The organism is Candidatus Pantoea rara, from assembly GCF_051136265.1.
Classification (GTDB): Bacteria; Pseudomonadota; Gammaproteobacteria; order Enterobacterales; family Enterobacteriaceae; genus Pantoea; species Pantoea rara.
Genome location: NZ_CP194942.1, coordinates 2,980,825 through 3,003,427 on the forward strand (window position 1 = coordinate 2,980,825; position 22,603 = coordinate 3,003,427).

The following is a 22,603-nucleotide window of genomic DNA, read 5'->3' on the forward strand; positions in this document are numbered from 1 at the left end:
CGGATACATTTGTATACAAGGAGAGAGGCATGCATCACACCACACCGTTGATCACTACCATCGTCGGAGCACTGGTTCTGGCATTTCTCCTTGGAATGCTTGCCCACCGCCTGCGTATCTCCCCGCTGGTAGGTTATCTGCTCGCAGGCGTGCTGGCGGGTCCCTTTACTCCCGGCTTTGTTGCTGATACCAATCTCGCCCCTGAACTGGCAGAACTCGGCGTTATCCTGCTGATGTTCGGTGTCGGCCTGCACTTCTCAATGAAAGATCTGATGTCGGTAAAGTCGATCGCCATTCCCGGAGCCATCGCACAGATCGCGGTTGCGACTTTACTGGGAATGGGATTGTCGTGGACGCTGGGATGGTCGTGGATGACCGGCCTGGTATTTGGCCTCTGCCTCTCTACCGCCAGTACCGTGGTGCTACTGCGCGCCCTGGAGGAACGACAGCTTATCGATAGCCAGCGCGGACAGATTGCGATTGGCTGGCTGATTGTTGAAGATCTGGTGATGGTGCTGACGCTGGTGCTGCTGCCTGCGATTGCCGGCATGATGGAACAGGGCAACGCCAGCGCCGGACTGCTGGCCTGGGATCTGCTGTGGACCATCGGTAAAGTGGCTGCCTTTATGGTGCTGATGATGGTCGTGGGTCGTCGTGCCGTGCCCTGGATCCTCGCCCGCAGCGCCGCCACCGGTTCGCGCGAGCTGTTTACGCTGGCGGTATTAGCACTGGCGCTGGGCATCGCTTTCGGTGCGGTTGAATTCTTCGATGTGTCGTTTGCCCTGGGTGCCTTCTTTGCCGGTATGGTGCTGAACGAATCAGAACTGAGTCACCGCGCCGCGCGCGATACCCTGCCGCTGCGCGATGCCTTTGCCGTGCTGTTCTTTGTTTCCGTCGGCATGCTGTTCGATCCGTCGATTCTGGTGACGCAGCCGCTGGCGGTACTGGGTGCGCTGGTGATTATTGTGGTCGGCAAGTCGATGGCCGCCTGGCTGCTGGTGTCGCTGCTCGGCCATTCGCGTCGTACGGCTCTGACTATTTCGGTCAGCCTGGCACAGATTGGTGAGTTCGCCTTTATCCTGGCCGGCCTGGGTATCTCGCTGGGTCTGCTGAATGATGAGGGCCGCAACCTGGTACTGGCCGCCGCCATCCTGTCGATTATGCTTAACCCGATTCTGTTTACCCTACTGGAGCGTTTCCTGGCGAAAACAGAGACGATGGAAGAGCAAACGCTGGAAGAAGCAGTTGAAGATGAGAAGCAGATCCCGGTGGATTTCTGCAATCACGCGGTGATCGTCGGCTATGGCCGGGTTGGCAGCCTGATTGGTAAGAAGCTTCTTGAAGCTAATGTGCCGCTGGTGGTGGTTGAAAACTCCCGCCCACGGGTTGAAGCGCTGCGCGAGCAAGGCATTAAAGCGGTGCTGGGAAATGCAGCTCGCGCGGACACCATGGAGCTGGCCCGGCTCGACTGTGCCCGCTGGCTGTTACTGACCATCCCGAATGGCTATGAAGCAGGTGAAGTGGTAACGGCGGCGCGTGAAAAGCATCAAAATATTGAGATTATCGCCCGCGCCCACTATGACGATGAAGTGGAATACATCATGGAGCGTGGTGCCACCCGCGTCGTAATGGGTGAGCGTGAGATTGCCAGCAGTATGCTGCAAATCCTGCAGGATGAGATGACGCAAGGCGAGGATTTACAGCCCTGCGATGTCGTGCGCTGATGCGTGTTCAAAAAAAGCCCTTCTGTTCAGAAGGGCTTTTTTTATGTGTGGCAACGACCCGCTTTACCGATCCCAGTAAGACTCTTCCAGACTGTCTTCCCGCTCCGGCAGACCACGGGTTAAACGCGGCGAATGCTGATTCAGCACCTGATAACTGACGCGGTTAGCATACTTACACACCTGCGCCAGCGACGAGTAGGTCAGATACGGACGCGCATGTTTACTGGAGTTCGGCACATTCAGGCTGTGATAGTTGTTGGCGGTGATGTCATGCAGTAACGCCGCCAGCGCACCATCTCCGGCGCCATTCGTGTTCATGATCTTTTCCGGTCCGCCCATATAAGGCGCGATGTGCGAGAAGATGCGCAGCGGCTGATGGCAATCCTGCTGGCGCATCACACGGCTGAACTCATACTGGTTGAACTCAGCAATTGCGCCAGGCAACAGCGGATGGTTGGTTTTGCGTTTGAACTCGTCTTCGGTGTAGCCCGCCATGTAAAGCCCAATCGGACCAGCGGTACAGAGCACGAGATCTACCCAGTCCAGCGCCATGTTGGAGGCGAGCAGCGGATCGGCTTCGCCAGTCAGCGCCAGCGCTTCCTCTTCATTCATCGCCACGATGGTGACGTGATCACGCAGGAAATCCCGCCAGAATTGGGGATTGTCGCCAATTACATGTTTGGTGCCCAGTGTCAGTACCACCGGCACGTTGTGGCGTTTGGCGTACTCAATTGCCCGTAGCGTCGCCTGCGGCATCGGTTCACCTTCGGCACAGCGCACCAGATAAGAGGTCAGCACTAGCGCAGAGGCTCCGGCAATCACCTCTTCCGGGACATTATCCGCATGCAGCTGGTTCATCTGGCCGGGACTGATAGCGAAAGTTCGCTCGCCATGTTCGCCAATCAGCGTAAAGCAGCGGCCAATGGCACCATCGACGCCCTGCAGATAGTTGAGATCGACCCGGCTTGAGGTGTTGCAGAGATAGCGATAGGCGTAGCCGCCTATCTGGATGTTGTTGCACATAACGCCCAGCAGTACGGAGCGGTCATCGGCCAGGACCGAGAAGTTATGCAGCGTGTTACCGATGGTGCCACCGGCGAACTGATGGGTGATCAGCGCCTCGCGCATCAACTCGTTGTACAACGCTTCCGCGACGGCATTATCGATGACCAGTGAGTGCCCGGCACTCAGGCCGTAACGTGCGAGAAAGTCGTCATCGACTTTGGCTTCGATATCCACCAGCGTCTGATCGATACCTACCACCCAGCTGCCAGCATCAATGTCGTGCTGGGCCGGCTGTAACAGGGGATCGCGTGCGCTGACAGGAAAGTAGTGTTTGGATTTGCGTTTGCCGGGAAATTTCATCGGGACTGCCGTCTGGAAAAACAGACGGAGAATGATATCACACTCTCCGCCTGCACTTTAACGGCGTGCGTCGACCAACTGCACCATCATGTCGATATGCGCCTCGTCGGCGTTCAGCGCAGGGATATACTCAAACTTTTCTCCACCGGCATGCAGGAAAATTTCGCAGTTTTCACCACTGATCTCCTCCAGCGTCTCAAGACAGTCAGACGAGAATCCCGGGCTCATCACCTGAACATGTTTGATCCCTTTGGCGGGTAAGCTTTCCATAGTTTTGTCGGTGTAAGGCATCAGCCAGGGCTCACGACCAAAACGTGACTGGAAGGTCATCATGTACTGATCGTCACGCAGACCCAGCGCTTTAACCAGGGCCGCCGTGGTATCCGCACAGCGCTGCGGGTAGTCATCGCCTTCGTTGGCAAAACGCTGCGGAATGCCGTGGAACGACAACACCAGCAGATCGGGCTGACCGTGCCGCTGAAATGAGCGCTCCACCGTCGCTTTCAGCGCAGCGATATAGGCCGGATGTTCGGCGTAGTCGCGAATAAACTGCACGTCAGGTAGCGAACGGTAATCATTGAATACGGCGGTCAGACCATCCCACACCGCGGCCACGGTAGAGCAGGAGAACTGCGGATAGAGCGGCAGCACAATCAGGCGGGTTACGCCCTGCGCCATCAGCTTATCGACTGCACTTTTCAGGCTCGGGTTGCCATAGCTCATACCCAGCTCAACCGGCATATCGACCCGTGCCGCCAGGGCATGGCGCTGACGCATGCTGTAAACCAGCAGCGGTGAGCCGCCTTCCATCCAGACGGATGTATAAAGCTTAGAAACGCGCGGCGAACGAAACGGCAGAATGACGGCATTGAGAACCGGCCACCAGAGCCAGCGCGGCGCATCGACAACGCGCGGATCGCTTAAAAACTGTTTCAGATAGCGTTTAACTGCAGGTGTGGTTGGGGCGTCTGGCGTGCCTAAATTAACCAATAATACGCCGGGCTGATCTTGCCTCATTTGAGTTCCTTGCTGACAACGGGGATGCGTGAAAACAGGGAAATTGTAGCGGAATCAGGGGGAGGTAAAAGCAATCGCTGCAAAAGGGGCCAGTAATACCGGCCCCATTGGGCTTAGCCCAGGATCTTAGCCAGCTCGGCACTCACTTCGGTCACCTTACGGGTGCCATCGATTTTGTGATAGGCGGTGTTGCCTGCTTCCGCTTCTTTGCTGTAGTAAGCAATCAACGGTGCGGTCATCTGATGGTATTCCACCAGGCGCTTACGCACGGTCTCTTCCTGATCATCTTTACGTGTGGTCAGCTCTTCGCCTGTCAGATCATCTTTACCTTCCACTTTCGGTGGATTAAAGGTGACGTGATAAACGCGGCCAGATGGCGCGTGAACGCGACGGCCCACGATACGTTCAACGATCAGTTCGTCCGGTACGGCAAACTCCAGCACGTGATCAACTTTGATCCCGGCTTCTTTCATTGCATCTGCCTGAGGAATGGTGCGCGGGAAACCGTCCAGCAGGAAACCGTTTTTGCAGTCTTCCTGAGTGATACGCTCTTTAACCAGCGCAATCACCAGCTCATCGGTCACCAGTTTGCCAGCATCCATGATGGCTTTCGCCTGGTTGCCCAGCTCGCTGCCTGCTTTTACTGCTGCACGCAACATGTCGCCGGTGGAGATTTGCGGAATGCCGTACTTCTCCATGATGAATTGGGCCTGAGTCCCCTTACCTGCGCCCGGAGCTCCGAGCAGAATAATACGCATTGCGTAAATCCCCTTGCGAATCGCATTGATCTATCTTAGAAGCGGAAGAACATACCATTATGACCCGCTCATCACAAGGAAGGGCGCGGATCGCGCGGGGCGACTTTAGTCGCTTTTTGGCCCTGACCCCGACCCACCTGGCCTGCCTGCTGCTTTTTCAGATTTACCGCCTGCGCTGAGCAGGAATTGCAGTCGCCGACTCAGATGGTGCGTCATATTGACGCTTTTTTTGCCGCTGCCGCGCACATTAGCAGTCAGCTGCAGCCTCGCCAGCTGCGGCCATTTCACCACATCTTCCGCATCTGACAACGCAGCGATCAGCGAGGGCGGGACGTTAAAGCTGGCAAACGGCAATCCGGGCTGATGGCAGGAGTTCAGCGACAGCGGGGCTGACAGGGAAAGCGCATCGACAGTGGCGGCATTGTAAGGTCGCCATTGCGGATCGTCGATGCGGCGCAGCGCCTCGTGCATGGCGGTCAGGGTCAGTCCCTGTTCAAACAGCCGTAGTTCGCTGCGAACCAGCGTACTGAAGTCATGTGTTCGCAATGCCACCAGCACCAGATCGCTGCAGATCTCTGCGTGGCGATCCAGTCGGGTCACAAACAGATGGGCTTCGTCGATCAGTTTCTGATGCAGCACGCTGGCAAAACTCTCGCTCGCTTCTGTCACACCCTGATTCTGGCAATCCTGCAGCGGGCGCACACGACCATTAGGCAATTCGACATGCGGGACCAGCCTGATAGTGCCCGCTATCAGCGGAACCGCTGGCAGGTTGTTGAGTTCGGTGACCGGATAACGTGAGGCATAACGGTGCTGATTGCGCGCCTGTTCCTGCCGAAGAAACAGCTGAGAAAGTAGCACCTGCGCCACATGGAGTGAAGGCGCGAAGAAGAGATCAAACTGCTCCAGCCGGTAAAAGCGTGAGAGCGCCAGGCGTAACCGATGGCGCGCCTCTGCTGATGTTTCAGAGGTTAAAGGGCCGTGTGCCATGGCTGTCTCGCTTCAGGGAGTGTGCGGCGTAAGCGCAGGTCAGGCGAGGCGGAATATCCGAGTGAAATCACAGATATAAGGCTGAGTCAACCCGCCATAATTTGCCCTACAGAGTAGGTCAATGCGGCTGGACTTTGAAATGATATAAATTGACAATCGCTGTGAGATTTTTGCACAGGGGATAAGGATGAACGGACTGCCGCCACTGAGAGCGCTGCACTATTTTCACCAGGCAGCCTTACACAGCAGCTTTAGTGTGGCGGCCGAACATCTGCATGTCACGCACAGCGCTATCAGCCACCAGATTCGCCAACTGGAAAGCTGGATGGGCAAACCGCTTTTTGTCCGCAGCAATGGACGCGTGAAACTGACTTCACACGGCGATCACCTGCTGGTGAGCTGTCAGCAGGCCTTTAGTGAGTTACGCAGCAGCTGCGAGAACATTCGCACCGGCCTGCTTCAGCAGATTCGGATTTCCTGTGCCCCCAGCTTTTTATCTCAATGGCTCATTCCTCGCATCGCCAGCTTTTATCAGTGCTATCCGGAGATTGAGGTTCACTTTCTGCCGCTGGCACCGATCTCGCAACTTCGCAGCGAACATGTGGATGTGCTGATCCTCAGTCACGGCGATCCACCTGAACCGGATATCGACGCGACCCTGGTGAGCGAGGATGAGATTGGGCCGCTCTGCGCGCCGCATCTGGCCTCGCAGTTACGTGTCGGCAATGATCTGGCAAGGATGACCTTGCTGCATGCGGATACCCGACTGCATGCATGGTCAGAGTGGGCGGCAAAAACCGGGCACAGTGGCCGTTTAAACGGTGGCAAGCATTTTGAAACGCTGACGCTGGGCATTCAGGCCGCACGAAGCGGTCTTGGCGTTCTGATGGCGCCGCGTTTACTGGTTCGCAAAGAGCTGGAGGATGGCACGCTGCTTGCGCCGCTTGGCTTTGTCCGCGTCGAGCGGGCGACCTGGATGATGACGAAGCAGAGCCGGCGTCAGGATACAGAGATTAGTGTGTTTCGTGCCTGGCTGCGGGATGCCGGACAGCCATAAAAAAGCCGGTGATGATCACCGGCTTGATTTTGATGACTGCATCTGGCCTGTTGCCGTTATGCGGTCAGCAGCTGGTTCATGCGACGGATAAACTGGTTAGGATCGTCCAGCGTACCGCGTTCTGCCAGCAACGCCTGATCCAGCAGCAGCTCAATCCACTCACCGAAGCGTGCTTCATCCTGCGTATCCGCAACACGTTTCACCAGCGGGTGATCCGGGTTGATTTCAAACAGGTACTTCACTTCCGGCACTTCCTGTCCGGCCGCCGCAAACAGCTTCGCCATCTGCGTGGTCATCTCGTTGGCATCGGTCGTCACAATCGCTGGCGTGTCGGTCAGACGATGCGTCAGACGCACCTCTTTCACGCGTTCGCCCAGCAGATTTTTCACACGCTCAACAAAAGGCTCCAGCGCTTTTTCCGCCTCTTTCTGCTCTTCGGTCTCTTCATCCGCCAGCTTGCTCAGCGAGTCATCTGCTTTGCTGACCGACTGGAAGGTTTTACCATCGAACTCGGTCAGGTAGCTCATCATCCATTCGTCGATACGATCGGAGAGCAGCAGCACCTCAATACCTTTCTTGCGGAACAGCTCCAGATGCGGGCTGCTCTTCGCGGCGGCATAGCTGTCAGCCGTGATGTAGTAAATCTTCTCCTGACCTTCCACCATGCGGCTGACGTAGTCTTCCAGCGAAATAGTCTGTGCCGAACCGTCACTCTGGGTGGTGGCGAAGCGCAGCAGCTTAGCGATCGTTTCCTGGTTGGCATGATCTTCCGCCGGACCTTCTTTCAGCACCAGACCGAATTCATTCCAGAAAGTCTGGTATTTCTCGTTGTCCTCTTTCGCCAGTCTTTCCAGCATCTGCAGAGTACGCTTAGTCAGCGCAGCACGCAGGCTCTGGGTCACACGGCTATCCTGCAGGATCTCGCGGGAGACGTTCAGCGGCAGATCGTTGGAGTCAATCAGGCCACGCACAAAGCGCAGGTAGTTCGGCATAAACTGCTCAGCGTCATCCATGATAAAGACGCGCTGCACGTAGAGTTTCAGGCCATGCTTCTGATCGCGGTTCCACATATCGAATGGCGCACGCGCCGGAATGTAGAGCAGGCTAGTGTACTCCTGCTTACCTTCCACCCGATTGTGGCTCCAGGCGACCGGGTCGCTGTAGTCATGGGCGATATGCTTGTAGAACTCGTTGTACTCGTCGTCGCTGATCTCAGATTTATTGCGGGTCCACAGCGCCTGGGCTTTGTTGATCTTCTCCCAGTGAGTGCCTTCGCCTTCTTCATCTTTGCTCTCGATCTCAACCGGCAGCGCGATGTGATCGGAATATTTGCTGATGATGCTGCGCACGCGCCATGCGTCCAGGAACTCATCCTCGCCTTCGCGCAGATGCAGTGTGATCTCGGTGCCGCGATCGGCTTTCTCAATCTCCGCCAGGGTATATTCGCCCTCGCCCGCTGATTCCCAGAACACACCCTCATCGGCTGATGCGCCAGCGGCACGGGTACGCACCGTGACTTTATCCGCCACGATAAAGGCAGAGTAGAAACCCACACCGAACTGACCGATCAGCTGGCTATCTTTAGCCTGATCGGAGCCCAGGGATTCCAGGAAAGATTTGGTGCCTGATTTGGCGATAGTCCCGAGGTTCTCAATGACCTCATCGCGACGCATACCGATACCATTGTCGCTAAGCGTCAGCGTACGGTTGTCCTTATCAACAGAGAGACGAACACGTAGCTCGCCATCACCTTCATACAGGCTGGAATCTGACAGGGCGCGGAAGCGCAGTTTATCTGCGGCATCCGAGGCGTTGGAGATCAGCTCACGCAGGAAAATTTCTTTGTTTGAATAGAGAGAATGGATCATCAGATGCAGAAGTTGTTTTACTTCCGACTGAAAGCCACGGGTCTCTTGTCCTTTCATGGTCATTGCTACCTCAACAAAACAGGTTGAACAAACGTTGAGGTTGATGTGGGGATGACGCGGGGATTTTCAAGCCGGTGTCTTTCACAACACCGGCAAGTGATTAAAATTTAAACTTCTGGCGACCCGCCAGTGAGTGAGACAGCGTGGTGCCATCCACCATCTCCAGCTCTCCGCCTACCGGCACGCCGTGTGCGATACGGCTGGCGTCGACGCCATACTGACCACAGAGCTCAGCAATGTAGTTCGCGGTTGCCTCACCTTCCACCGTCGGGTTGGTGGCGAGGATCACTTCCTGCAGGTTTTCACTCTCCAGACGCTGCTCCAGACGATCCAGGCCAATATCAGCCGGACCGATGCCGTCGAGCGGCGAGAGATGTCCCATCAGCACAAAGTAGCGACCGCCAAACTGGCCGGTTTGCTCAATGGCGTGGATATCTGCCGGGCTTTCAACCACGCAGATTTGACCATTCTGTTGACGCCGTGGATTGGCGCAGATGGTGCAAATTTCCTGCTCGGTAAATGTCCGGCAATCAGAACAGTGTCCGATCTCCGACATCGCCCGCGTCAGTGCCTGTGCCAGCCGCATGCCACCGCTGCGATCGCGCTGCAGCAGCTGAAAAGCCATGCGCTGCGCCGATTTTGGCCCAACGCCAGGCAGACAGCGCAGCGACTCCATCAATGATTCAAGCAGTGGACTGGTTTGCATCAGAACGGCATCTTAAAGCCTGGTGGCAGCTGCATGCCTGAGGAGACAGACGCCATCTTCTCTTTCTGGGTTTCATCAATGCGACGTGCCGCATCGTTGAACGCCGCGGCAATTAAATCTTCCAGCATATCTTTGTCATCTTCCAGCAGGCTGGGATCGACTTCCACACGACGGCAGTTGTGCGCGCCGTTAATGGTGACTTTCACCAGGCCAGCACCCGATTCACCGGTCACTTCAATCGCGGCGATCTCTTCCTGCACCTTGGCCATTTTGTCCTGCATCTGCTGGGCCTGTTTCATCAGGTTACCCAATCCGCCTTTACCACCAAACATAGTTTTCTCTCTCAGCTAAGGCTACAACGCTATCATTACGATAGCAGCAGCGTGTTCAAACAGGTCGGATACTCTCCTCATCCAGATCGGCATCAAAAAATCGCTGCAGCGTCTGGATGTGGGTATCACAGGTGATCGACTGACGCGCCTGCGCCAGTTTCTCTTCGTAAATGGCCTGACGCCACTCCAGTGGCGTCAACACCGATGAATTATCGTCTTCAACGACAGAGAGTTCAACTTTCTGCCCGGCACGATCACTCAGCGCATCACTTAACACCTGCTGCGCCGAGGGTGAATTAAGGTGACGCTGGCTACTGCGTAAATGCAGACAGACCCCATTTTCGGTGGTCTCTTTCCAGGCATTCAACGCCAGCTGCTGCACCAGTTTCGGCAGCGGCAGTGTTGCAATCTCTGCGGCCCACGGATCGCGCTGCTGTGCTTCTTCCGCCAGACGCGCCGCCAGCTCAGGGGTTTTCTCATGCTCCAGTGCGGAACGCAAGGCCTTAGGCGTCGCGACCGGCTCCGCCACTACGACCGTCTGATTGACCGCTTTCCAGCGGTACGCTTCCTCTTTTACCGGGGCGGCAGGCTCGCGATCGCGGATACGCTGCTGACTGCGCTCGGTGACCGAGGCCAGACGCTCCAGCGCGGAGTTGGCCGGCCGCGCACCTGGCGCTGCCGGCTCACTCTTTTTTGGCTTGTTCGCTCCCTGACGCAACAGCTGAGTGCGCGCCTGCAGGAGCTGACTGGTGGAACTTGAGAGTGGCGCATCATGTGCTGCATCCGGCGGCGGCGCAGGCTGCTGAGCGGCATCGGGCGCGGCCATCTGCGGCTGAGCGGCAACCGGCTGTTGCGGCGCAGGCGTCGGCTGCTGAGCCACGGACGACGTTGTCTGAGACGGCATCGCGGCTGCAGGTGACGATGTGGCTGGCTGTGCTGCCATGTTTCGTGCACCCGGCGAAGGCGCTGAGGCTGCCGGTGAGGTCTGCGCCGGAATGACAGGTGCCATCTGCTGAGTTAACACAGGACGTGCAATGGGTTCAGCCACATCAGCTTTAGGATGAAACGCCAGTGCGCGCAGCAATGTCATTTCTACACCCATGCGGCGATCGGGCGCAATAGGCAGATCCTTGCGGCCCATCAACAGCGTCTGGTAATAGAGTTGCAGATCGGCAGGCGGTACCACGCGTGCCAGTTCCCGCAGCCGCAGGGCGTTGCTCTCATCGTCGTCGTTGAGCGAAGCTGGCAGCAGCTGCACCATTGCGATCTGGTGCAGCAGGCGCAGCATCTCGACCAGCAGCGCCTCCCATTCCACCCCGCGAGAGGCGGCCTGGCTCAGCAGGTTCATCACCTGCTGACCGTCGCCGTCCACCAGCGCTTCCAGTAGCCCAAGCGGCTGTTCATCATCCAGTGTGCCGAGCATGATGCTGACCGTACTGCTGGTCACAGCCCCCTGCCCCATAGCAATGGCCTGATCGGTCAGGCTCAGCGCATCGCGCATACTGCCATCGGCGGCCCGTGCCAGAAGCTGCAGCGCCCGGGTTTCACTCTCAATCTGTTCCTGCTTCAGAACATGCTCAAGCTGCTGACGGATTTGGTCAACATCCAGCGCTTTGAGGTGGAACTGCAGGCAACGCGAAAGAATGGTCACGGGTAGTTTCTGCGGATCGGTGGTCGCCAGCAGGAATTTAACGTGTGAAGGGGGTTCTTCCAGCGTCTTCAACAGCGCATTGAAGCTGTGACGTGACAGCATGTGCACTTCATCGATCAGATAGACCTTGAAGCGGCCACGCGCCGGCGCGTACTGCACGTTGTCGAGCAGATCGCGGGTATCTTCAACTTTGGTACGCGATGCGGCGTCAATTTCAATCAAATCGACAAAGCGGCCCTGCTCGATCTCACGGCAATTATCACACTGACCACAGGGCGTGGCGGTGATACCGGTTTCACAGTTAAGGCCTTTGGCCAGCAGACGCGCAATGGTGGTTTTCCCTACGCCGCGGGTGCCGGAGAAGAGATAAGCATGATGGATGCGTCCCAGAGACAATCCATTCGCCAGCGCCGTCAGAACATGTTCCTGACCGACAACATCAGCAAAAGCCTGGGGACGCCATTTTCGCGCAAGTACCTGATAGCTCATGTGGGTTCGACGAAGTTGGATGGAAAGATGAGCGCAGACGCTCTGCAACCCCTGTATAAGATTGCAGTAGTCTATCAGCTACGCTTTTGGCTGGCACTCGTTATCTTGACGCCGAAGGCGTGACGGCCTCGCCGGTTGGCAAGGCCGAAAGCGTGGCTTAGTGGCCGGGGAATTTGACCAGGCTGTAGCTCTCAATGCCCAGGGCACTGAGACGCGATTCACCGGTCAGATCGAACAGGTTAATAATGAAGGCTGCGTCTTTCACTTCACCGCCTGCACGACGAATCAGTTTAACCGTCGCTTCAATGGTTCCGCCGGTCGCCAGCAGGTCATCAACCACCAGCACCAGGTCGCCTGGCTGGATGGCATCTTTGTGCAATTCCAGTTTATCGGTGCCATATTCCAGCTCATAGGATTCGCTGTAGACCTCACGCGGCAGTTTGCCGGGCTTACGCACCGGAACAAAACCGACGCCAAGACCTAATGCCACCGGTGCACCAAACAGGAAACCACGCGCTTCCGTACCCACCACTTTAGTGATGCCTTTATTACGGTAACGCTCAACCAGCAGCGCTATAGACGCGGCATAGGCTTTGGGATCTTCCAGCAGGCTGGTGACATCGCGGAACAGGATGCCTGGCTTAGGATAATCGGGAATACTTTTAATGCTGTTTTTAATGAATTCAAGCTGCTGCGCAGTGTCGGTCATAATGATACGCCTGGTAAAAAATTCTGTTTCGCGCAGCTTCAAAAGCGCTAATACCTGGTAAAAGGCTCAGCGGAAGTCAATTCACAAAGGGAAGCCACGCACGAAGACGCCCAAATCTAAGCAAATGACCGGCTAAATGCAACTTTATCGCGGCGACTTCGGTGCGTCCGCTGCTTCTGCCACCACCGGAATACGCCACATAAACAGCAGTAGCGCAGCCAGCATGATGAGCAACATGATGCGGACCCAGAGCTGATGCACCAGGAAAAGTGAAAGCGTAAAAGAGGCGACTATCAGGCAGATAGCGCGTACTTTGGCTCCCGGCGGCATTGCGCGATGCTGTTGCCAGTGGCGCAGATAACGGCCAAATGGCGATTTCCACAGCAGCCAGTGATGGAAACGCGGCGATGAACGGGCAAAACACCAGGCCGCCAGCAGCATGAATGGCGTGGTAGGTAATAAAGGTAATACAATGCCCAGCGTCCCCAGCACAATGGCCAGCCAGCCGAGGGTTAATAACAGAATGCGTTGCATGAATCCCGTCCAGCTCTTTCCTCATCCGCTTACGTTAGCACAACCGGGCACCATGCAATGAGTGCGAACGCCGTGCAACAGCGCCTGCAACAGCTCCTTGTCGACCTGCGTCAGGAGATTGCCCGCCATTCTGATGGGGTTTGTCGCCTGCCACGCTTTGACACGCAGCTGTTTCACACCAAGGGCACGCGACTGGCGGATTACCTGCTGGAAGTAGAACAAAATTTCGCCCGGCTGTGCGATAACAGTGACGATCTGGCCCGCTCGGCCTGGCTGGCTGAACGTCTGGTCGATCAGATTGCCGCCCTGCAACGGGAGGCGAGTACCCAGCAGCTGCGTACCCGACGCGAACAGCCCGTTAAGAACCCACGCGCTTCAAAATATCAGGAGTACCGGGAGTTTGAGCGGCGTTTACTGGCGATGATTGATCAGCGTGAGCAGCGGCTGGCGCTGGCCGGGACGCTGGCGGTCCAGCGTCAGCTTAAGCAGGATTTGGAAACGTTAGAGGGAAGACTGGCGCGCTGTCGGCAGGCAATTCGTTCTGTCGAATGGGCCTCTTCATTGCGCGGTGGCGAGCACAGCGAATAAAGCGTACCGTGACAAAAGCGCTTCTATACTGGGTGTAATTCTGCGCGGAGATGAAAAATGGGCTTACTGAGCTGGCTGATATGCGGGCTACTGCTGGGGTTGCTTAAGCGTTTGCTGATGCCGGGACGACCCGGCGGCCTGATGGCGACCCTGACGCTGTCGATAATCGGCGCACTGATTGGCGGTTATATCGCCACCTATTTTGAACTGGGCACGCTGGCAACGCTACATATCGGCGCGCTGGGCATGGCGATTCTCGGCGCCTTACTGATGCTGCTGGTCGCAGCCCGATTACGTATTTAGGAGAAAAGATGTCACTGGAAAACGCCCCTGACGACGTGAAGCTGGCTGTTGATCTGATTCAGCTACTGGAAGAGCATCAACTCCCGGTGGAAACCGTGCTCTCCGCGCTGGCTATGGTGCAGCGCGATTACGAGAACAAGCGCGATCGTCAGCAGGCTTAGCACCGCGCCGTCAGCGTCGGACTGAGGCGCAGCATATCAATAAAAGCATTGGTCAGAATCGGCGCGTCAGCAGCTAAATCAAAACTGTCTGGCGCAAACAACCAGCTTTCCATCATACCGTTGACGTAACCACGCAGGATAAGAGCGGCCTGACGCGTGCTGAGACTGCCCGGAAGTTGCCCGGCTTCAATACACTGACGCAGGACATCTTCAATTTTGTCGTAGCATTCCAGGAGTAAGCTCTGCTGAATATTCTTCAGGGCCGACATTTCGCCTACAAATTCGCATTTATGGAAAATGATCTCCATCAACGCGCGGCGTTGGGGATCCTTTGCAGTCGCATCAAAGATATAGACCAGCATTGCGCGCAACACAGAGAGTGGATCGCCAGGGTATTTTGTCTGATACTCAAGTTCCACATCGTCCAGACCAGCATCGCAACGAAGCCATATTTCATGTAATACATCGGCTTTATTTTTGAAATGCCAGTAGATAGCCCCACGCGTAACGCTGGCTGCGGTTGCAATCTCTGCCAGAGAAGTGGCTGAGACACCTTGCTGTGAAAACAGAACAATAGCGGCATCAAGAATTTGATGTCGTGTTTCAAGTGCTTGCGCTTTGGTTTTTCGTGCCATAGTGGGCTTTTTTTACAAACAGGTAAGTTTACATACATTTGTGAATGTATGTACCATAGCATGACCTGCGACTTGCCACAGCAATGGGTTTTTCAGTTTGTGATCCATTGACCATTTGATATCGGACACTAGAGGTTTATTTATGAATAAAATCAGAGGATTATCGCCTCTGGCGGCCGTCCTGATGCTATCAGGCAGCTTTTTGTTAACAGGATGTGACAACAATAAATCCGAACAAGCCGCCCAGCAACCGCCAGCAGTGGGGGTTGTCACACTGAAAACTGAACCCCTGAAAATCTCGACTGAATTACCTGGCCGCACCTCGGCATATCGTGTTGCCGAAGTCCGTCCGCAGGTTTCCGGTATCATTCTGAAACGTAATTTTATTGAAGGCAGTGATGTCAAAGCAGGTCAGTCTCTTTATCAGATCGATCCTGCTACTTATCAGGCCGCCTATGACAGCGCCAAAGGTGATTTAACTCAGGCGCAGGCTAATGCACGAATCGCTCAACTGACCGTCAAACGTTATAAGCCGTTACTCGGTACTAAATATATCAGTCAGCAGGATTACGACACTGCCGTTGCCACTGCGGCGCAAAACGATGCCGCCGTTCAGGTTGCAAAAGCCAATGTGGAAACAGCCCGCATTAATCTGGCTTACACCAAAGTTACCTCGCCTATCAGTGGCCGCATTGGCAAATCTTCTGTAACGGAAGGTGCGCTGGTACAAAACGCTCAAACCACCGCGCTGGCTACCGTGCAGCAACTGGATCCAATGTATGTCGACGTTACCCAGTCGAGCGAAGATTTCATGCGCTTACGTTCAGAACTGGAGTCGGGTCAGCTGAAGCAGAACGATGGCAAAGCCAATGTGACCCTGCTGATGCAGAACGGCAGCAGCTATCCACAGACAGGTACGCTGGAGTTCTCTGACGTCACTGTCGATGAGACCACCGGTTCTATCACCCTGCGCGCCATTGTCCCGAACCCGAACCATGCTCTCTTACCGGGCATGTTTGTTCGCGCGCGTCTGGATGAAGGCACCAATCCAAATGCATTGCTGGTTCCGCAGCAGGCGGTAGCCCGGACCCCAACCGGTCAGGCAACAGTCATGGTGGTAGGTGCAGACAACAAAGTGGAAGCGCGTCAGGTCACAACCTCTCAGGCGATTGGCGACAAATGGTTAGTCACCGACGGCGTTAAAGCGGGTGAGCGTGTAATCAGCACGGGTCTGCAGCGAGCCAAGCCGGGCGCACAGGTTACCCCACAAGAAGTCTCAGACGATGCGAAAGCGGCACCCGGTTCAAAGCCGCAGTCTGACAAGTCATCGTCATAACAGGAGCCGTTGATTCATGGCTAAGTTCTTTATCGATCGCCCCATCTTTGCGTGGGTGCTCGCCATCATCATCATGTTGGTTGGTGCGCTATCGATTCTCAAACTTCCGATCGAGCAATATCCCAATGTTGCGCCGCCGGCGATTGAGATTCAGGCCACCTACCCTGGTGCGGATGCCAAAACGCTGCAGGACTCAGTAACTCAGGTTATTGAGCAGAACATGAACGGTATCGATGGACTGATGTATATGTCCTCGAGCAGCGACTCCTCCGGCACGCTGACGCTGACAATCTCCTTTGAGTCAGGCACAGATGCGGACATCGCGCAGGTTCAGGTGCAGAACAAACTGCAGCTGGCCACGCCGCTGCTGCCGCAGGAAGTACAGCAACAGGGGATTCAGGTCAAAAAATCCTCCAGTAGCTTCCTGATGGTTGCGGGCTTCATCAGCGACGATGTCAATATGACGCAGAATGATATTTCTGATTTCATTTCGTCATCTATCAAAGATCCCATCAGCCGAACCAAAGGTGTGGGTGATACCCAGGTATTTGGTGCGCAGTACGCGATGCGTATCTGGATGGATCCGCACAAGCTGAACAACTACAACCTGACGCCGGTTGATGTGATCAGTGCGCTGAACACCCAGAACACCCAGGTCGCTGCCGGTCAGTTAGGGGGTACGCCTCCGGTGCCGGGACAGCAGCTCAACGCCTCGATCATTGCGCAAACCCGTCTGACCTCAACGGATGAGTTCGGCAAAATCCTGCTCAAAGTGAACGAAGATGGTTCTCAGGTTCGTCTGCGTGATGTGGCAAGGATTGAACTCGGCGCAGAAAACTACGAGATCGTTGCCCGTTATAATGGCAAGCCTGCGTCCGGTATCGGTATCAAGCTGGCCACCGGTGCGAATGCGCTGGATACCGCCAATGCGGTGAAAGAAGAACTGGCCAAATTGCAGCCGACCTTCCCGGACGGATTGAAAGTGGTCTATCCCTATGACACCACGCCGTTCGTTAAGATCTCGATTTTCGAAGTAGTGAAAACGCTGATCGAAGCGATTGTGCTGGTGTTCCTGGTCATGTACCTGTTTCTGCAGAACTTCCGCGCCACGCTTATTCCGACCATCGCGGTACCCGTGGTGTTGCTGGGTACGTTTGCCGTTATCGGTGCGTTTGGTTATTCGATAAACACCCTGACGATGTTCGGGATGGTGCTGGCCATCGGCTTGCTGGTGGATGATGCCATCGTGGTGGTCGAGAACGTTGAGCGCGTGATGGCGGAAGAAGGATTACCGCCAAAAGAAGCGACCAAACGTTCCATGGAGCAGATCCAGGGCGCACTGGTCGGTATCGCGCTGGTGCTGGCCGCCGTATTTATTCCAATGGCGTTCTTTGGGGGGTCGACCGGTGTTATTTACCGTCAGTTCTCCATCACTATCGTGTCGGCCATGGCGCTATCGGTGCTGGTCGCCTTTATTCTGACGCCGGCACTCTGTGCCACCATGCTCAAGCCGATTAAAAAAGGCGAGCACGGTAAAACCACCGGTTTCTTCGGCTGGTTCAACCGTATGTTCGACAAAAGCACTAACCACTATGTGGATGGTGTGGGTCACATGGTTCGCAGCACCGGTCGCTATATGGTGATCTACCTGGTGATCGTGGTCGGTATGGCGTTTCTGTTTATGCGCCTGCCCTCTTCCTTCTTACCGGAAGAGGATCAGGGTCTGCTGCTGGCTCAGGCGCAGCTGCCTGCTGGTGCAACCCAGGAACGTACTCAGAAAGTCCTGGATCAGGTGACGGATTACTTCCTGACGCAGGAGAAAGACTCGGTCAAATCGGTGTTCACCGTTAACGGCTTTGGCTTTGCCGGTCGTGGACAGAACACCGGTATCGCCTTCGTCAGTCTCAAGCCGTGGGATGAGCGTACCGGTGCCGACATGAAGGTTCCGGCGATTGCTGGCCGTGCCATGCAGGCGCTGGGCGCAATCAAAGATGCCATGGTTATTCCTTTCAACCTGCCAGCCATTATCGAACTGGGTAACGCGACCGGCTTCGACTTTGAACTGATCGACCAGAATAACCTTGGCCACGATAAGCTGACGGAAGCGCGTAATCAGCTGTTCGGCATGATTGCCCAGCATCCTGATACGCTGGTTGGCGTGCGCCCGAACGGTATGGAAGATACACCGCAGTACAAGCTGATGATCGATCAGGAAAAAGCACAGGCGCTGGGTGTGTCACTGAGTGACATCAATACCACGCTGGCCGCCTCCTGGGGTGGATCCTACGTCAATGACTTCATTGACCGTGGTCGCGTGAAGAAAGTTTACGTCATGGGTAAAGCGGATTCACGCATGCTGCCGGACGACATTGGCAAATGGTACGTGCGTAACAGCAGCGGAACCATGGTGCCCTTCTCTTCCTTCTCTACGGCGAAATGGCAGTACGGTTCACCACGTCTTGAGCGATACAACGGCTTGCCTGCGATGGAAATCCTGGGACAGGCTGCGCCAGGTAAAAGTTCAGGTGCGGCAATGGACCTGATGGAAGAGCTGGCGGCGAAACTACCTGCCGGTATCGGCTATGACTGGACAGGCATGTCCTATCAGGAACGCCTGTCGGGCAACCAGGCTCCAGCGCTCTATGCCATCTCGCTGATTGTGGTCTTCCTGTGTCTCGCCGCACTGTACGAGAGCTGGTCGATTCCCTTCTCGGTCATGCTGGTCGTTCCGCTCGGGGTTATTGGTGCGCTGCTCTTCACCACACTGCGTGGCCTGAGTAATGACGTCTACTTCGTGGTGGGGTTACTGACAACCATCGGCCTCTCAACCAAGAACGCCATCCTTATTGTCGAATTTGCTAAAGATTTGATGGATAAAGAAGGCAAAGGGCTGATTGAGGCCGCGCTGGAAGCGTGCCGTATGCGTCTGCGTCCTATCCTGATGACGTCACTGGCGTTTATCCTCGGGGTACTGCCGCTGGCGATCAGTACCGGTGCTGGCTCCGGTTCGCAGAACGCGGTAGGCACAGGCGTAATCGGTGGTATGGTTACCGCGACCATCCTGGCAATCTTCTTCGTTCCTGTGTTCTTTGTGGTGGTGCGCCGCCGCTTTGGCAAGAAAAAAGAAGAATCAGCGAACGGTCATCCGGTTGAATCTGACCAGACTCACTAAGCTGTAAATCATCTGAGGCCGCGCAAGCGGCCTTTTTTTTGCCTGCCATTCCCCCCTCCTTCTCGCCTGCCACTTCACCTGAACCAGCGCTGCGGCAGTTGCAATCCCGAAAGGTGCGGCGCATAATAATGTAATATTATAACATTACATAGGCGCGTATTATGAAAGCGAATATCCATCCTCATTATCGTCACGTGGTCTTCCATGACACATCAGCGGATGTCTGGTTCAAAATTGGATCCACCATCAAAACCGATCGTACCGTGGAGTTCGAAGGCGAAACGCTGCCCTACGTCACCCTGGATGTGTCGTCAGCTTCACACGTTTTCTACACCGGTAAACAGAAAGACTTTGCTAAAGAGGGCAGCACCGCGCGCTTTAATCAGCGTTTCGGGCGCTTTCTTGGCCGTAAATAAGGGAGAGAGTCATGCAGGTATTAAGCTCGCTGCGTTCAGCAAAACGTCGTCATCGGGACTGTAAAGTGGTGCGCCGCAAGGGCCGGATTTACGTCATCTGTAAAACGAATCCACGCTTTAAAGCCGTACAGGGAAGAAAGAATAAACGCTAGTTTGTGTCGTGATGACTGGCCGGGCTTGCCCGGCCTTTTTTATGCTTAGCGCATGCTCTTCAGCATCGCATTCACGTTGTGTTTAAAAGCGGCCTGATAGGTCGCCGCCGGGCCAGAGGCGGTGGATAACGCTTCCGGATAAAGCTCACCACCCGGCTCGGCGCCGGTGGCACTGGCAATCTGCTTCACCAGGCGCGGGTCGGTCTGATTCTCAATGAAATAGCGGTTAATGTGCTGCTGCTTCAGCTGGTTGATTAAGCTACCCACGTTACTGGCACTCGCTTCCGCTTCCGTAGAGAACCCGACTGGCGCCAGAAACGTCACGCCATAGCGCTGTCCAAAGTATCCAAACGCATCGTGACTGGTCAGCACTTTACGCTTGTCTGCAGGCACAGCATCAAAGGCCGTTTTTGCCCAGCTATCCAGCGCCTGAAGTTGCTGTATGTAATTCTGCCCGCGCTGACGGATTGCTGGCGCATCCTCCGGGTCAGCTTTAACCAGCGCATTCATCACATTGGTCGTGTAAATAACGCCGTTCTGCATGCTGTTCCAGGCGTGAGGATCGGTAACGGTTTTGCCATCCTCGTCCATGCTGCGGGTGGCCACGCCCGTTGAAGCGACCACAGGCTCGCCGCGATACCCCGACGCGCTGACTAACCGATCCATCCATCCTTCAAGCCCAAGCCCGCTAACAAATACCAGATCGGCCTTCGCCAGCGCCTGGCTATCCTGGGGCGTTGGTTCAAACGTGTGGGGATCGCCATTCGGACCCACCAGACTTTTTACGTTGACATGATCGCCGCCGACCTGTTTAACGATGTCTGCCAGCACGGTAAAACTGGCCACAACATCGACCGTTTTTGCCATCGCCAGTGGCGTGGCAAACAGCGCAGCGAGCGCCAGGCTAACCGGTAATTTTTTCATAGATACCCCTTAAGATTAATGGCGGCGCAAAATCCCGCCGCATGGCCCTGCAAGAATGGAGAAAAAAAACAGCATGGCAGCGCTCAGCACCACAGCGGGACCGGCCGGTAATGAAAAGTGCCAGGAGAGCATCAGTCCAGCCAGGGCTGAAATCATTGCCATGAAAATGGCGATAACCAGCATCGCGGCAAGATGGCGGCTCCAGAAACGGGCGCTGGCGGCGGGCAGCATCATTAACCCCACTGACATCAGTGTGCCCAGCACCTGAAAGCCCGCCACCAGATTCAGCACCACCAGCATTAAAAACAGACCATGCACCAGCGGTGCGCTCCATTTTCCCTGCGCCCGCAGGAAGTCACTGTCAAACGCATCAATGACCAGCGGACGATAAATGATCGCCAGCATAATCAGCGTAAAGGCGGCGATGCCGCCGACCAGCAACAGTGCAGCATTATCCACCGCCAGCAGCGAGCCAAACAGAACGTGCAGCAGATCCACGCTTGAGCCGCGGAGTGAGACCAGCGTGACGCCCAGCGCCAGTGAGCCAAGATAGAACCCGGCAAAACTGGCATCTTCTTTTAAGGGCGTGTATCGACTCACCGCGCCGGAGAGCAGCGCCACGGCTAAACCAGCGATCAGGCCGCCGATACCCATTGCGACCAGTGACAGTCCCGAAATCAGATAGCCAATGGCGGCACCGGGTAACACTGCATGTGATAACGCATCGCCAATCAGGCTCATACGACGCAGCGAGAGAAATACGCCGAGCGGTGTGGCACTGACGGCCAGCGCGACACAGGCGACCAGCGCACGCCGCATAAAACCAAACTCAATAAAAGGCTGTATCAGGGTCACGGCGCACGACTCCGAAGGGGGGAAACAGAGAGGCAGGTGCAGCTGACATCACTTTCATCCATCGACATGACGTTACTGAAGTAGCGCGCCACCAGCGGACGATCGTGCAGCACCACCAACAGCGTTGTGCCAGCCTGCTGTTGCTGTTCAAGTATCGACATCAGTAATGTTACCGTCTGGCTGTCAATGCCGTTAAAAGGCTCATCCAGCAGCCAGAGCTGGCTGCGTTGCAACATCAGCCGCGCGAATAATACCCGCTGGAGTTGTCCACCGGATAAGGTGGCGGGCTGCGCATCCGCATAATCACTCATCTGCACTGCTTCCAGCGCCTGCCAGATCTCGCGATGCAGTACCCGGTTGATGCCGCCGAACCAGCCGCAGCGTGGCCAGCAGCCAATTGAGACCAGTTCAAATACCGTCAGGGGAAAGCGCGTCTCCAGTTCAGTGCGCTGCGGCATCCAGCCAATATCCCGGCGCGCAACCTGCAGCTCGCAGCGACCCGCTATCGGTGGCAGTAAGCCCGCGATAGTTTTTAACAGCGTTGATTTGCCGCTACCGTTAGCGCCGACCAGGGCTGTCATCGAGCCAGTTCCGAGCTGACCATGAATGGCGGGAGTAACAACCTGTCCCTGATAGCCTGCGCGAAGTGCGTTAAACCGGATCATGCGCTGATCCCCCATTTTATCGCCACAGCAAGCAGCGCAATGAATAGCAGTGCGATAGCCAGCCGCCCACCCAATGACATAAGTAATCCACTTTGACGCATCACTTCACCAATATGTTATAACATAACAATAATAT

General features: G+C 55.7%; 23 protein-coding genes and 1 other annotated feature. Of the genes, 9 read left to right on the top strand and 14 right to left on the bottom strand.

What is annotated here, in order from left to right; genetic code table 11:
- Positions 1 to 29: 29 nt before the first annotated feature.
- Positions 30 to 1,724 carry a YbaL family putative K(+) efflux transporter gene (gene ybaL, locus ACR8BF_RS14235; RefSeq protein WP_179896667.1) on the top strand — a complete coding sequence of 565 codons (1,695 nt, stop codon included), beginning with the start codon at positions 30 to 32 and terminating at the stop codon, positions 1,722 to 1,724.
- 63 nt (positions 1,725 to 1,787) lie between these two features.
- On the opposite strand, the gene ACR8BF_RS14240 is transcribed toward ybaL, so the two are convergent.
- The 4 genes from ACR8BF_RS14240 to ACR8BF_RS14255 all read right to left on the bottom strand — a co-directional run bounded on the left by ACR8BF_RS14240 (position 1,788) and on the right by ACR8BF_RS14255 (position 5,854).
- On the bottom strand, positions 1,788 to 3,089 hold the full coding sequence (locus ACR8BF_RS14240) for an inosine/guanosine kinase (RefSeq protein WP_434745159.1): 1,302 nt from the start codon (positions 3,087 to 3,089) through the stop codon (positions 1,788 to 1,790).
- A 57-nt stretch (positions 3,090 to 3,146) separates the two neighbouring features.
- Complete coding sequence (hemH, locus tag ACR8BF_RS14245) at positions 3,147 to 4,106, bottom strand: ferrochelatase (RefSeq protein ID WP_179896671.1); 960 nt, start codon at positions 4,104 to 4,106, stop codon at positions 3,147 to 3,149.
- A 113-nt stretch (positions 4,107 to 4,219) separates the two neighbouring features.
- Positions 4,220 to 4,864: an adenylate kinase gene (gene adk / locus ACR8BF_RS14250; RefSeq protein WP_090963185.1), complete on the bottom strand. Its 645-nt coding sequence runs from the start codon at positions 4,862 to 4,864 to the stop codon at positions 4,220 to 4,222.
- Between the two features lie 105 nt (positions 4,865 to 4,969).
- Positions 4,970 to 5,854 carry a DUF6024 family protein gene (locus tag ACR8BF_RS14255; protein ID WP_434745160.1) on the bottom strand — a complete coding sequence of 295 codons (885 nt, stop codon included), beginning with the start codon at positions 5,852 to 5,854 and terminating at the stop codon, positions 4,970 to 4,972.
- Between the two features lie 187 nt (positions 5,855 to 6,041).
- On the opposite strand from ACR8BF_RS14255, the gene ACR8BF_RS14260 reads away from it, so the two are divergent.
- On the top strand, positions 6,042 to 6,911 hold the full coding sequence (locus ACR8BF_RS14260) for a LysR substrate-binding domain-containing protein (protein WP_179896675.1): 870 nt from the start codon (positions 6,042 to 6,044) through the stop codon (positions 6,909 to 6,911).
- Between the two features lie 56 nt (positions 6,912 to 6,967).
- Here ACR8BF_RS14260 and htpG read toward each other — a convergent pair whose 3' ends face one another.
- From htpG to ACR8BF_RS14290, 6 genes are all read right to left on the bottom strand, one after another.
- Entirely contained in the window at positions 6,968 to 8,842 is a 1,875-nt protein-coding gene (gene htpG / locus ACR8BF_RS14265) for a molecular chaperone HtpG (RefSeq protein WP_292989735.1), read from the bottom strand.
- A gap of 97 nt (positions 8,843 to 8,939) precedes the next feature.
- A complete protein-coding gene (gene recR, locus ACR8BF_RS14270; RefSeq protein WP_136198751.1) occupies positions 8,940 to 9,545 on the bottom strand; it encodes a recombination mediator RecR in 606 nt (201 codons plus the stop codon).
- The gene (locus ACR8BF_RS14275; protein ID WP_003850423.1) at positions 9,545 to 9,877 is read right to left on the bottom strand and encodes a YbaB/EbfC family nucleoid-associated protein; all 333 of its coding nucleotides are present in this window, start codon (positions 9,875 to 9,877) and stop codon (positions 9,545 to 9,547) included. Before ACR8BF_RS14275 ends, recR begins: the two co-directional genes overlap by 1 nt.
- A gap of 55 nt (positions 9,878 to 9,932) precedes the next feature.
- Positions 9,933 to 12,017: a DNA polymerase III subunit gamma/tau gene (dnaX, locus tag ACR8BF_RS14280; RefSeq protein ID WP_179896679.1), complete on the bottom strand. Its 2,085-nt coding sequence runs from the start codon at positions 12,015 to 12,017 to the stop codon at positions 9,933 to 9,935.
- Positions 10,530 to 10,591, bottom strand: a sequence feature (DnaX frameshifting element). (Overlaps the previous gene by 62 nt.)
- A gap of 157 nt (positions 12,018 to 12,174) precedes the next feature.
- The gene (apt, locus tag ACR8BF_RS14285) at positions 12,175 to 12,726 is read right to left on the bottom strand and encodes an adenine phosphoribosyltransferase (RefSeq protein ID WP_179896681.1); all 552 of its coding nucleotides are present in this window, start codon (positions 12,724 to 12,726) and stop codon (positions 12,175 to 12,177) included.
- Positions 12,727 to 12,870: 144 nt separating this feature from the next.
- Complete coding sequence (locus ACR8BF_RS14290; protein WP_179896684.1) at positions 12,871 to 13,260, bottom strand: DUF454 family protein; 390 nt, start codon at positions 13,258 to 13,260, stop codon at positions 12,871 to 12,873.
- 57 nt (positions 13,261 to 13,317) lie between these two features.
- On the opposite strand from ACR8BF_RS14290, the gene priC reads away from it, so the two are divergent.
- Genes priC through rsmS form a run of 3 tightly spaced genes read left to right on the top strand, consistent with a single transcriptional unit; the run spans position 13,318 to position 14,312 of the window.
- The gene (priC, locus tag ACR8BF_RS14295) at positions 13,318 to 13,848 is read left to right on the top strand and encodes a primosomal replication protein PriC (RefSeq protein WP_179896686.1); all 531 of its coding nucleotides are present in this window, start codon (positions 13,318 to 13,320) and stop codon (positions 13,846 to 13,848) included.
- A 57-nt stretch (positions 13,849 to 13,905) separates the two neighbouring features.
- Positions 13,906 to 14,151, top strand: coding sequence for a hypothetical protein (locus ACR8BF_RS14300; RefSeq protein ID WP_314985084.1), 246 nt, complete (start codon positions 13,906 to 13,908; stop codon positions 14,149 to 14,151).
- 8 nt (positions 14,152 to 14,159) lie between these two features.
- Positions 14,160 to 14,312: a pleiotropic regulatory protein RsmS gene (gene rsmS / locus ACR8BF_RS14305; RefSeq protein ID WP_434745161.1), complete on the top strand. Its 153-nt coding sequence runs from the start codon at positions 14,160 to 14,162 to the stop codon at positions 14,310 to 14,312.
- Here rsmS and acrR read toward each other — a convergent pair.
- Positions 14,309 to 14,947 carry a multidrug efflux transporter transcriptional repressor AcrR gene (gene acrR, locus ACR8BF_RS14310; RefSeq protein WP_292989715.1) on the bottom strand — a complete coding sequence of 213 codons (639 nt, stop codon included), beginning with the start codon at positions 14,945 to 14,947 and terminating at the stop codon, positions 14,309 to 14,311. The two genes, rsmS and acrR, sit on opposite strands and share 4 nt — an antisense overlap.
- A gap of 142 nt (positions 14,948 to 15,089) precedes the next feature.
- Here acrR and ACR8BF_RS14315 point away from each other — a divergent pair, with 142 nt between their 5' ends.
- The 4 genes from ACR8BF_RS14315 to ykgO all read left to right on the top strand — a co-directional run bounded on the left by ACR8BF_RS14315 (position 15,090) and on the right by ykgO (position 20,023).
- Positions 15,090 to 16,283, top strand: a complete 1,194-nt coding sequence (locus ACR8BF_RS14315) for an efflux RND transporter periplasmic adaptor subunit (RefSeq protein WP_179896695.1) — start codon at positions 15,090 to 15,092, stop codon at positions 16,281 to 16,283.
- Between the two features lie 16 nt (positions 16,284 to 16,299).
- Positions 16,300 to 19,455, top strand: a complete 3,156-nt coding sequence (locus ACR8BF_RS14320) for an efflux RND transporter permease subunit (RefSeq protein WP_179896697.1) — start codon at positions 16,300 to 16,302, stop codon at positions 19,453 to 19,455.
- A 161-nt stretch (positions 19,456 to 19,616) separates the two neighbouring features.
- A complete protein-coding gene (locus tag ACR8BF_RS14325) occupies positions 19,617 to 19,871 on the top strand; it encodes a type B 50S ribosomal protein L31 (RefSeq protein ID WP_136196485.1) in 255 nt (84 codons plus the stop codon).
- Positions 19,872 to 19,882: 11 nt separating this feature from the next.
- Entirely contained in the window at positions 19,883 to 20,023 is a 141-nt protein-coding gene (gene ykgO, locus ACR8BF_RS14330; RefSeq protein ID WP_179896699.1) for a type B 50S ribosomal protein L36, read from the top strand.
- Between the two features lie 45 nt (positions 20,024 to 20,068).
- Here ykgO and ACR8BF_RS14335 read toward each other — a convergent pair whose 3' ends face one another.
- From ACR8BF_RS14335 to ACR8BF_RS14345, 3 genes are read right to left on the bottom strand one after another with little or no spacing between them, the layout of a single operon-like run.
- A complete protein-coding gene (locus ACR8BF_RS14335) occupies positions 20,069 to 20,947 on the bottom strand; it encodes a metal ABC transporter substrate-binding protein (protein ID WP_434745162.1) in 879 nt (292 codons plus the stop codon).
- Positions 20,948 to 20,962: 15 nt separating this feature from the next.
- A complete protein-coding gene (locus tag ACR8BF_RS14340; protein ID WP_179896704.1) occupies positions 20,963 to 21,802 on the bottom strand; it encodes a metal ABC transporter permease in 840 nt (279 codons plus the stop codon).
- A complete protein-coding gene (locus ACR8BF_RS14345; RefSeq protein ID WP_179896706.1) occupies positions 21,799 to 22,467 on the bottom strand; it encodes a metal ABC transporter ATP-binding protein in 669 nt (222 codons plus the stop codon). Before ACR8BF_RS14345 ends, ACR8BF_RS14340 begins: the two co-directional genes overlap by 4 nt.
- Between the last annotated feature and the right edge of the window lie 136 nt (positions 22,468 to 22,603).

What these genes read in the sequence shown, in the direction of transcription:
- ybaL (WP_179896667.1), top strand. Translation starts at nt 30, where the DNA reads ATGCATCACACCACACCGTTGATCACTACCATCGTCGGAGCACTGGTT.
- ACR8BF_RS14240 (WP_434745159.1), bottom strand. Translation starts at nt 3,089, where the DNA reads ATGAAATTTCCCGGCAAACGCAAATCCAAACACTACTTTCCTGTCAGC.
- hemH (WP_179896671.1), bottom strand. Translation starts at nt 4,106, where the DNA reads ATGAGGCAAGATCAGCCCGGCGTATTATTGGTTAATTTAGGCACGCCA.
- adk (WP_090963185.1), bottom strand. Translation starts at nt 4,864, where the DNA reads ATGCGTATTATTCTGCTCGGAGCTCCGGGCGCAGGTAAGGGGACTCAG.
- ACR8BF_RS14255 (WP_434745160.1), bottom strand. Translation starts at nt 5,854, where the DNA reads ATGGCACACGGCCCTTTAACCTCTGAAACATCAGCAGAGGCGCGCCAT.
- ACR8BF_RS14260 (WP_179896675.1), top strand. Translation starts at nt 6,042, where the DNA reads ATGAACGGACTGCCGCCACTGAGAGCGCTGCACTATTTTCACCAGGCA.
- htpG (WP_292989735.1), bottom strand. Translation starts at nt 8,842, where the DNA reads ATGACCATGAAAGGACAAGAGACCCGTGGCTTTCAGTCGGAAGTAAAA.
- recR (WP_136198751.1), bottom strand. Translation starts at nt 9,545, where the DNA reads ATGCAAACCAGTCCACTGCTTGAATCATTGATGGAGTCGCTGCGCTGT.
- ACR8BF_RS14275 (WP_003850423.1), bottom strand. Translation starts at nt 9,877, where the DNA reads ATGTTTGGTGGTAAAGGCGGATTGGGTAACCTGATGAAACAGGCCCAG.
- dnaX (WP_179896679.1), bottom strand. Translation starts at nt 12,017, where the DNA reads ATGAGCTATCAGGTACTTGCGCGAAAATGGCGTCCCCAGGCTTTTGCT.
- apt (WP_179896681.1), bottom strand. Translation starts at nt 12,726, where the DNA reads ATGACCGACACTGCGCAGCAGCTTGAATTCATTAAAAACAGCATTAAA.
- ACR8BF_RS14290 (WP_179896684.1), bottom strand. Translation starts at nt 13,260, where the DNA reads ATGCAACGCATTCTGTTATTAACCCTCGGCTGGCTGGCCATTGTGCTG.
- priC (WP_179896686.1), top strand. Translation starts at nt 13,318, where the DNA reads ATGAGTGCGAACGCCGTGCAACAGCGCCTGCAACAGCTCCTTGTCGAC.
- ACR8BF_RS14300 (WP_314985084.1), top strand. Translation starts at nt 13,906, where the DNA reads ATGGGCTTACTGAGCTGGCTGATATGCGGGCTACTGCTGGGGTTGCTT.
- rsmS (WP_434745161.1), top strand. Translation starts at nt 14,160, where the DNA reads ATGTCACTGGAAAACGCCCCTGACGACGTGAAGCTGGCTGTTGATCTG.
- acrR (WP_292989715.1), bottom strand. Translation starts at nt 14,947, where the DNA reads ATGGCACGAAAAACCAAAGCGCAAGCACTTGAAACACGACATCAAATT.
- ACR8BF_RS14315 (WP_179896695.1), top strand. Translation starts at nt 15,090, where the DNA reads ATGAATAAAATCAGAGGATTATCGCCTCTGGCGGCCGTCCTGATGCTA.
- ACR8BF_RS14320 (WP_179896697.1), top strand. Translation starts at nt 16,300, where the DNA reads ATGGCTAAGTTCTTTATCGATCGCCCCATCTTTGCGTGGGTGCTCGCC.
- ACR8BF_RS14325 (WP_136196485.1), top strand. Translation starts at nt 19,617, where the DNA reads ATGAAAGCGAATATCCATCCTCATTATCGTCACGTGGTCTTCCATGAC.
- ykgO (WP_179896699.1), top strand. Translation starts at nt 19,883, where the DNA reads ATGCAGGTATTAAGCTCGCTGCGTTCAGCAAAACGTCGTCATCGGGAC.
- ACR8BF_RS14335 (WP_434745162.1), bottom strand. Translation starts at nt 20,947, where the DNA reads ATGAAAAAATTACCGGTTAGCCTGGCGCTCGCTGCGCTGTTTGCCACG.
- ACR8BF_RS14345 (WP_179896706.1), bottom strand. Translation starts at nt 22,467, where the DNA reads ATGATCCGGTTTAACGCACTTCGCGCAGGCTATCAGGGACAGGTTGTT.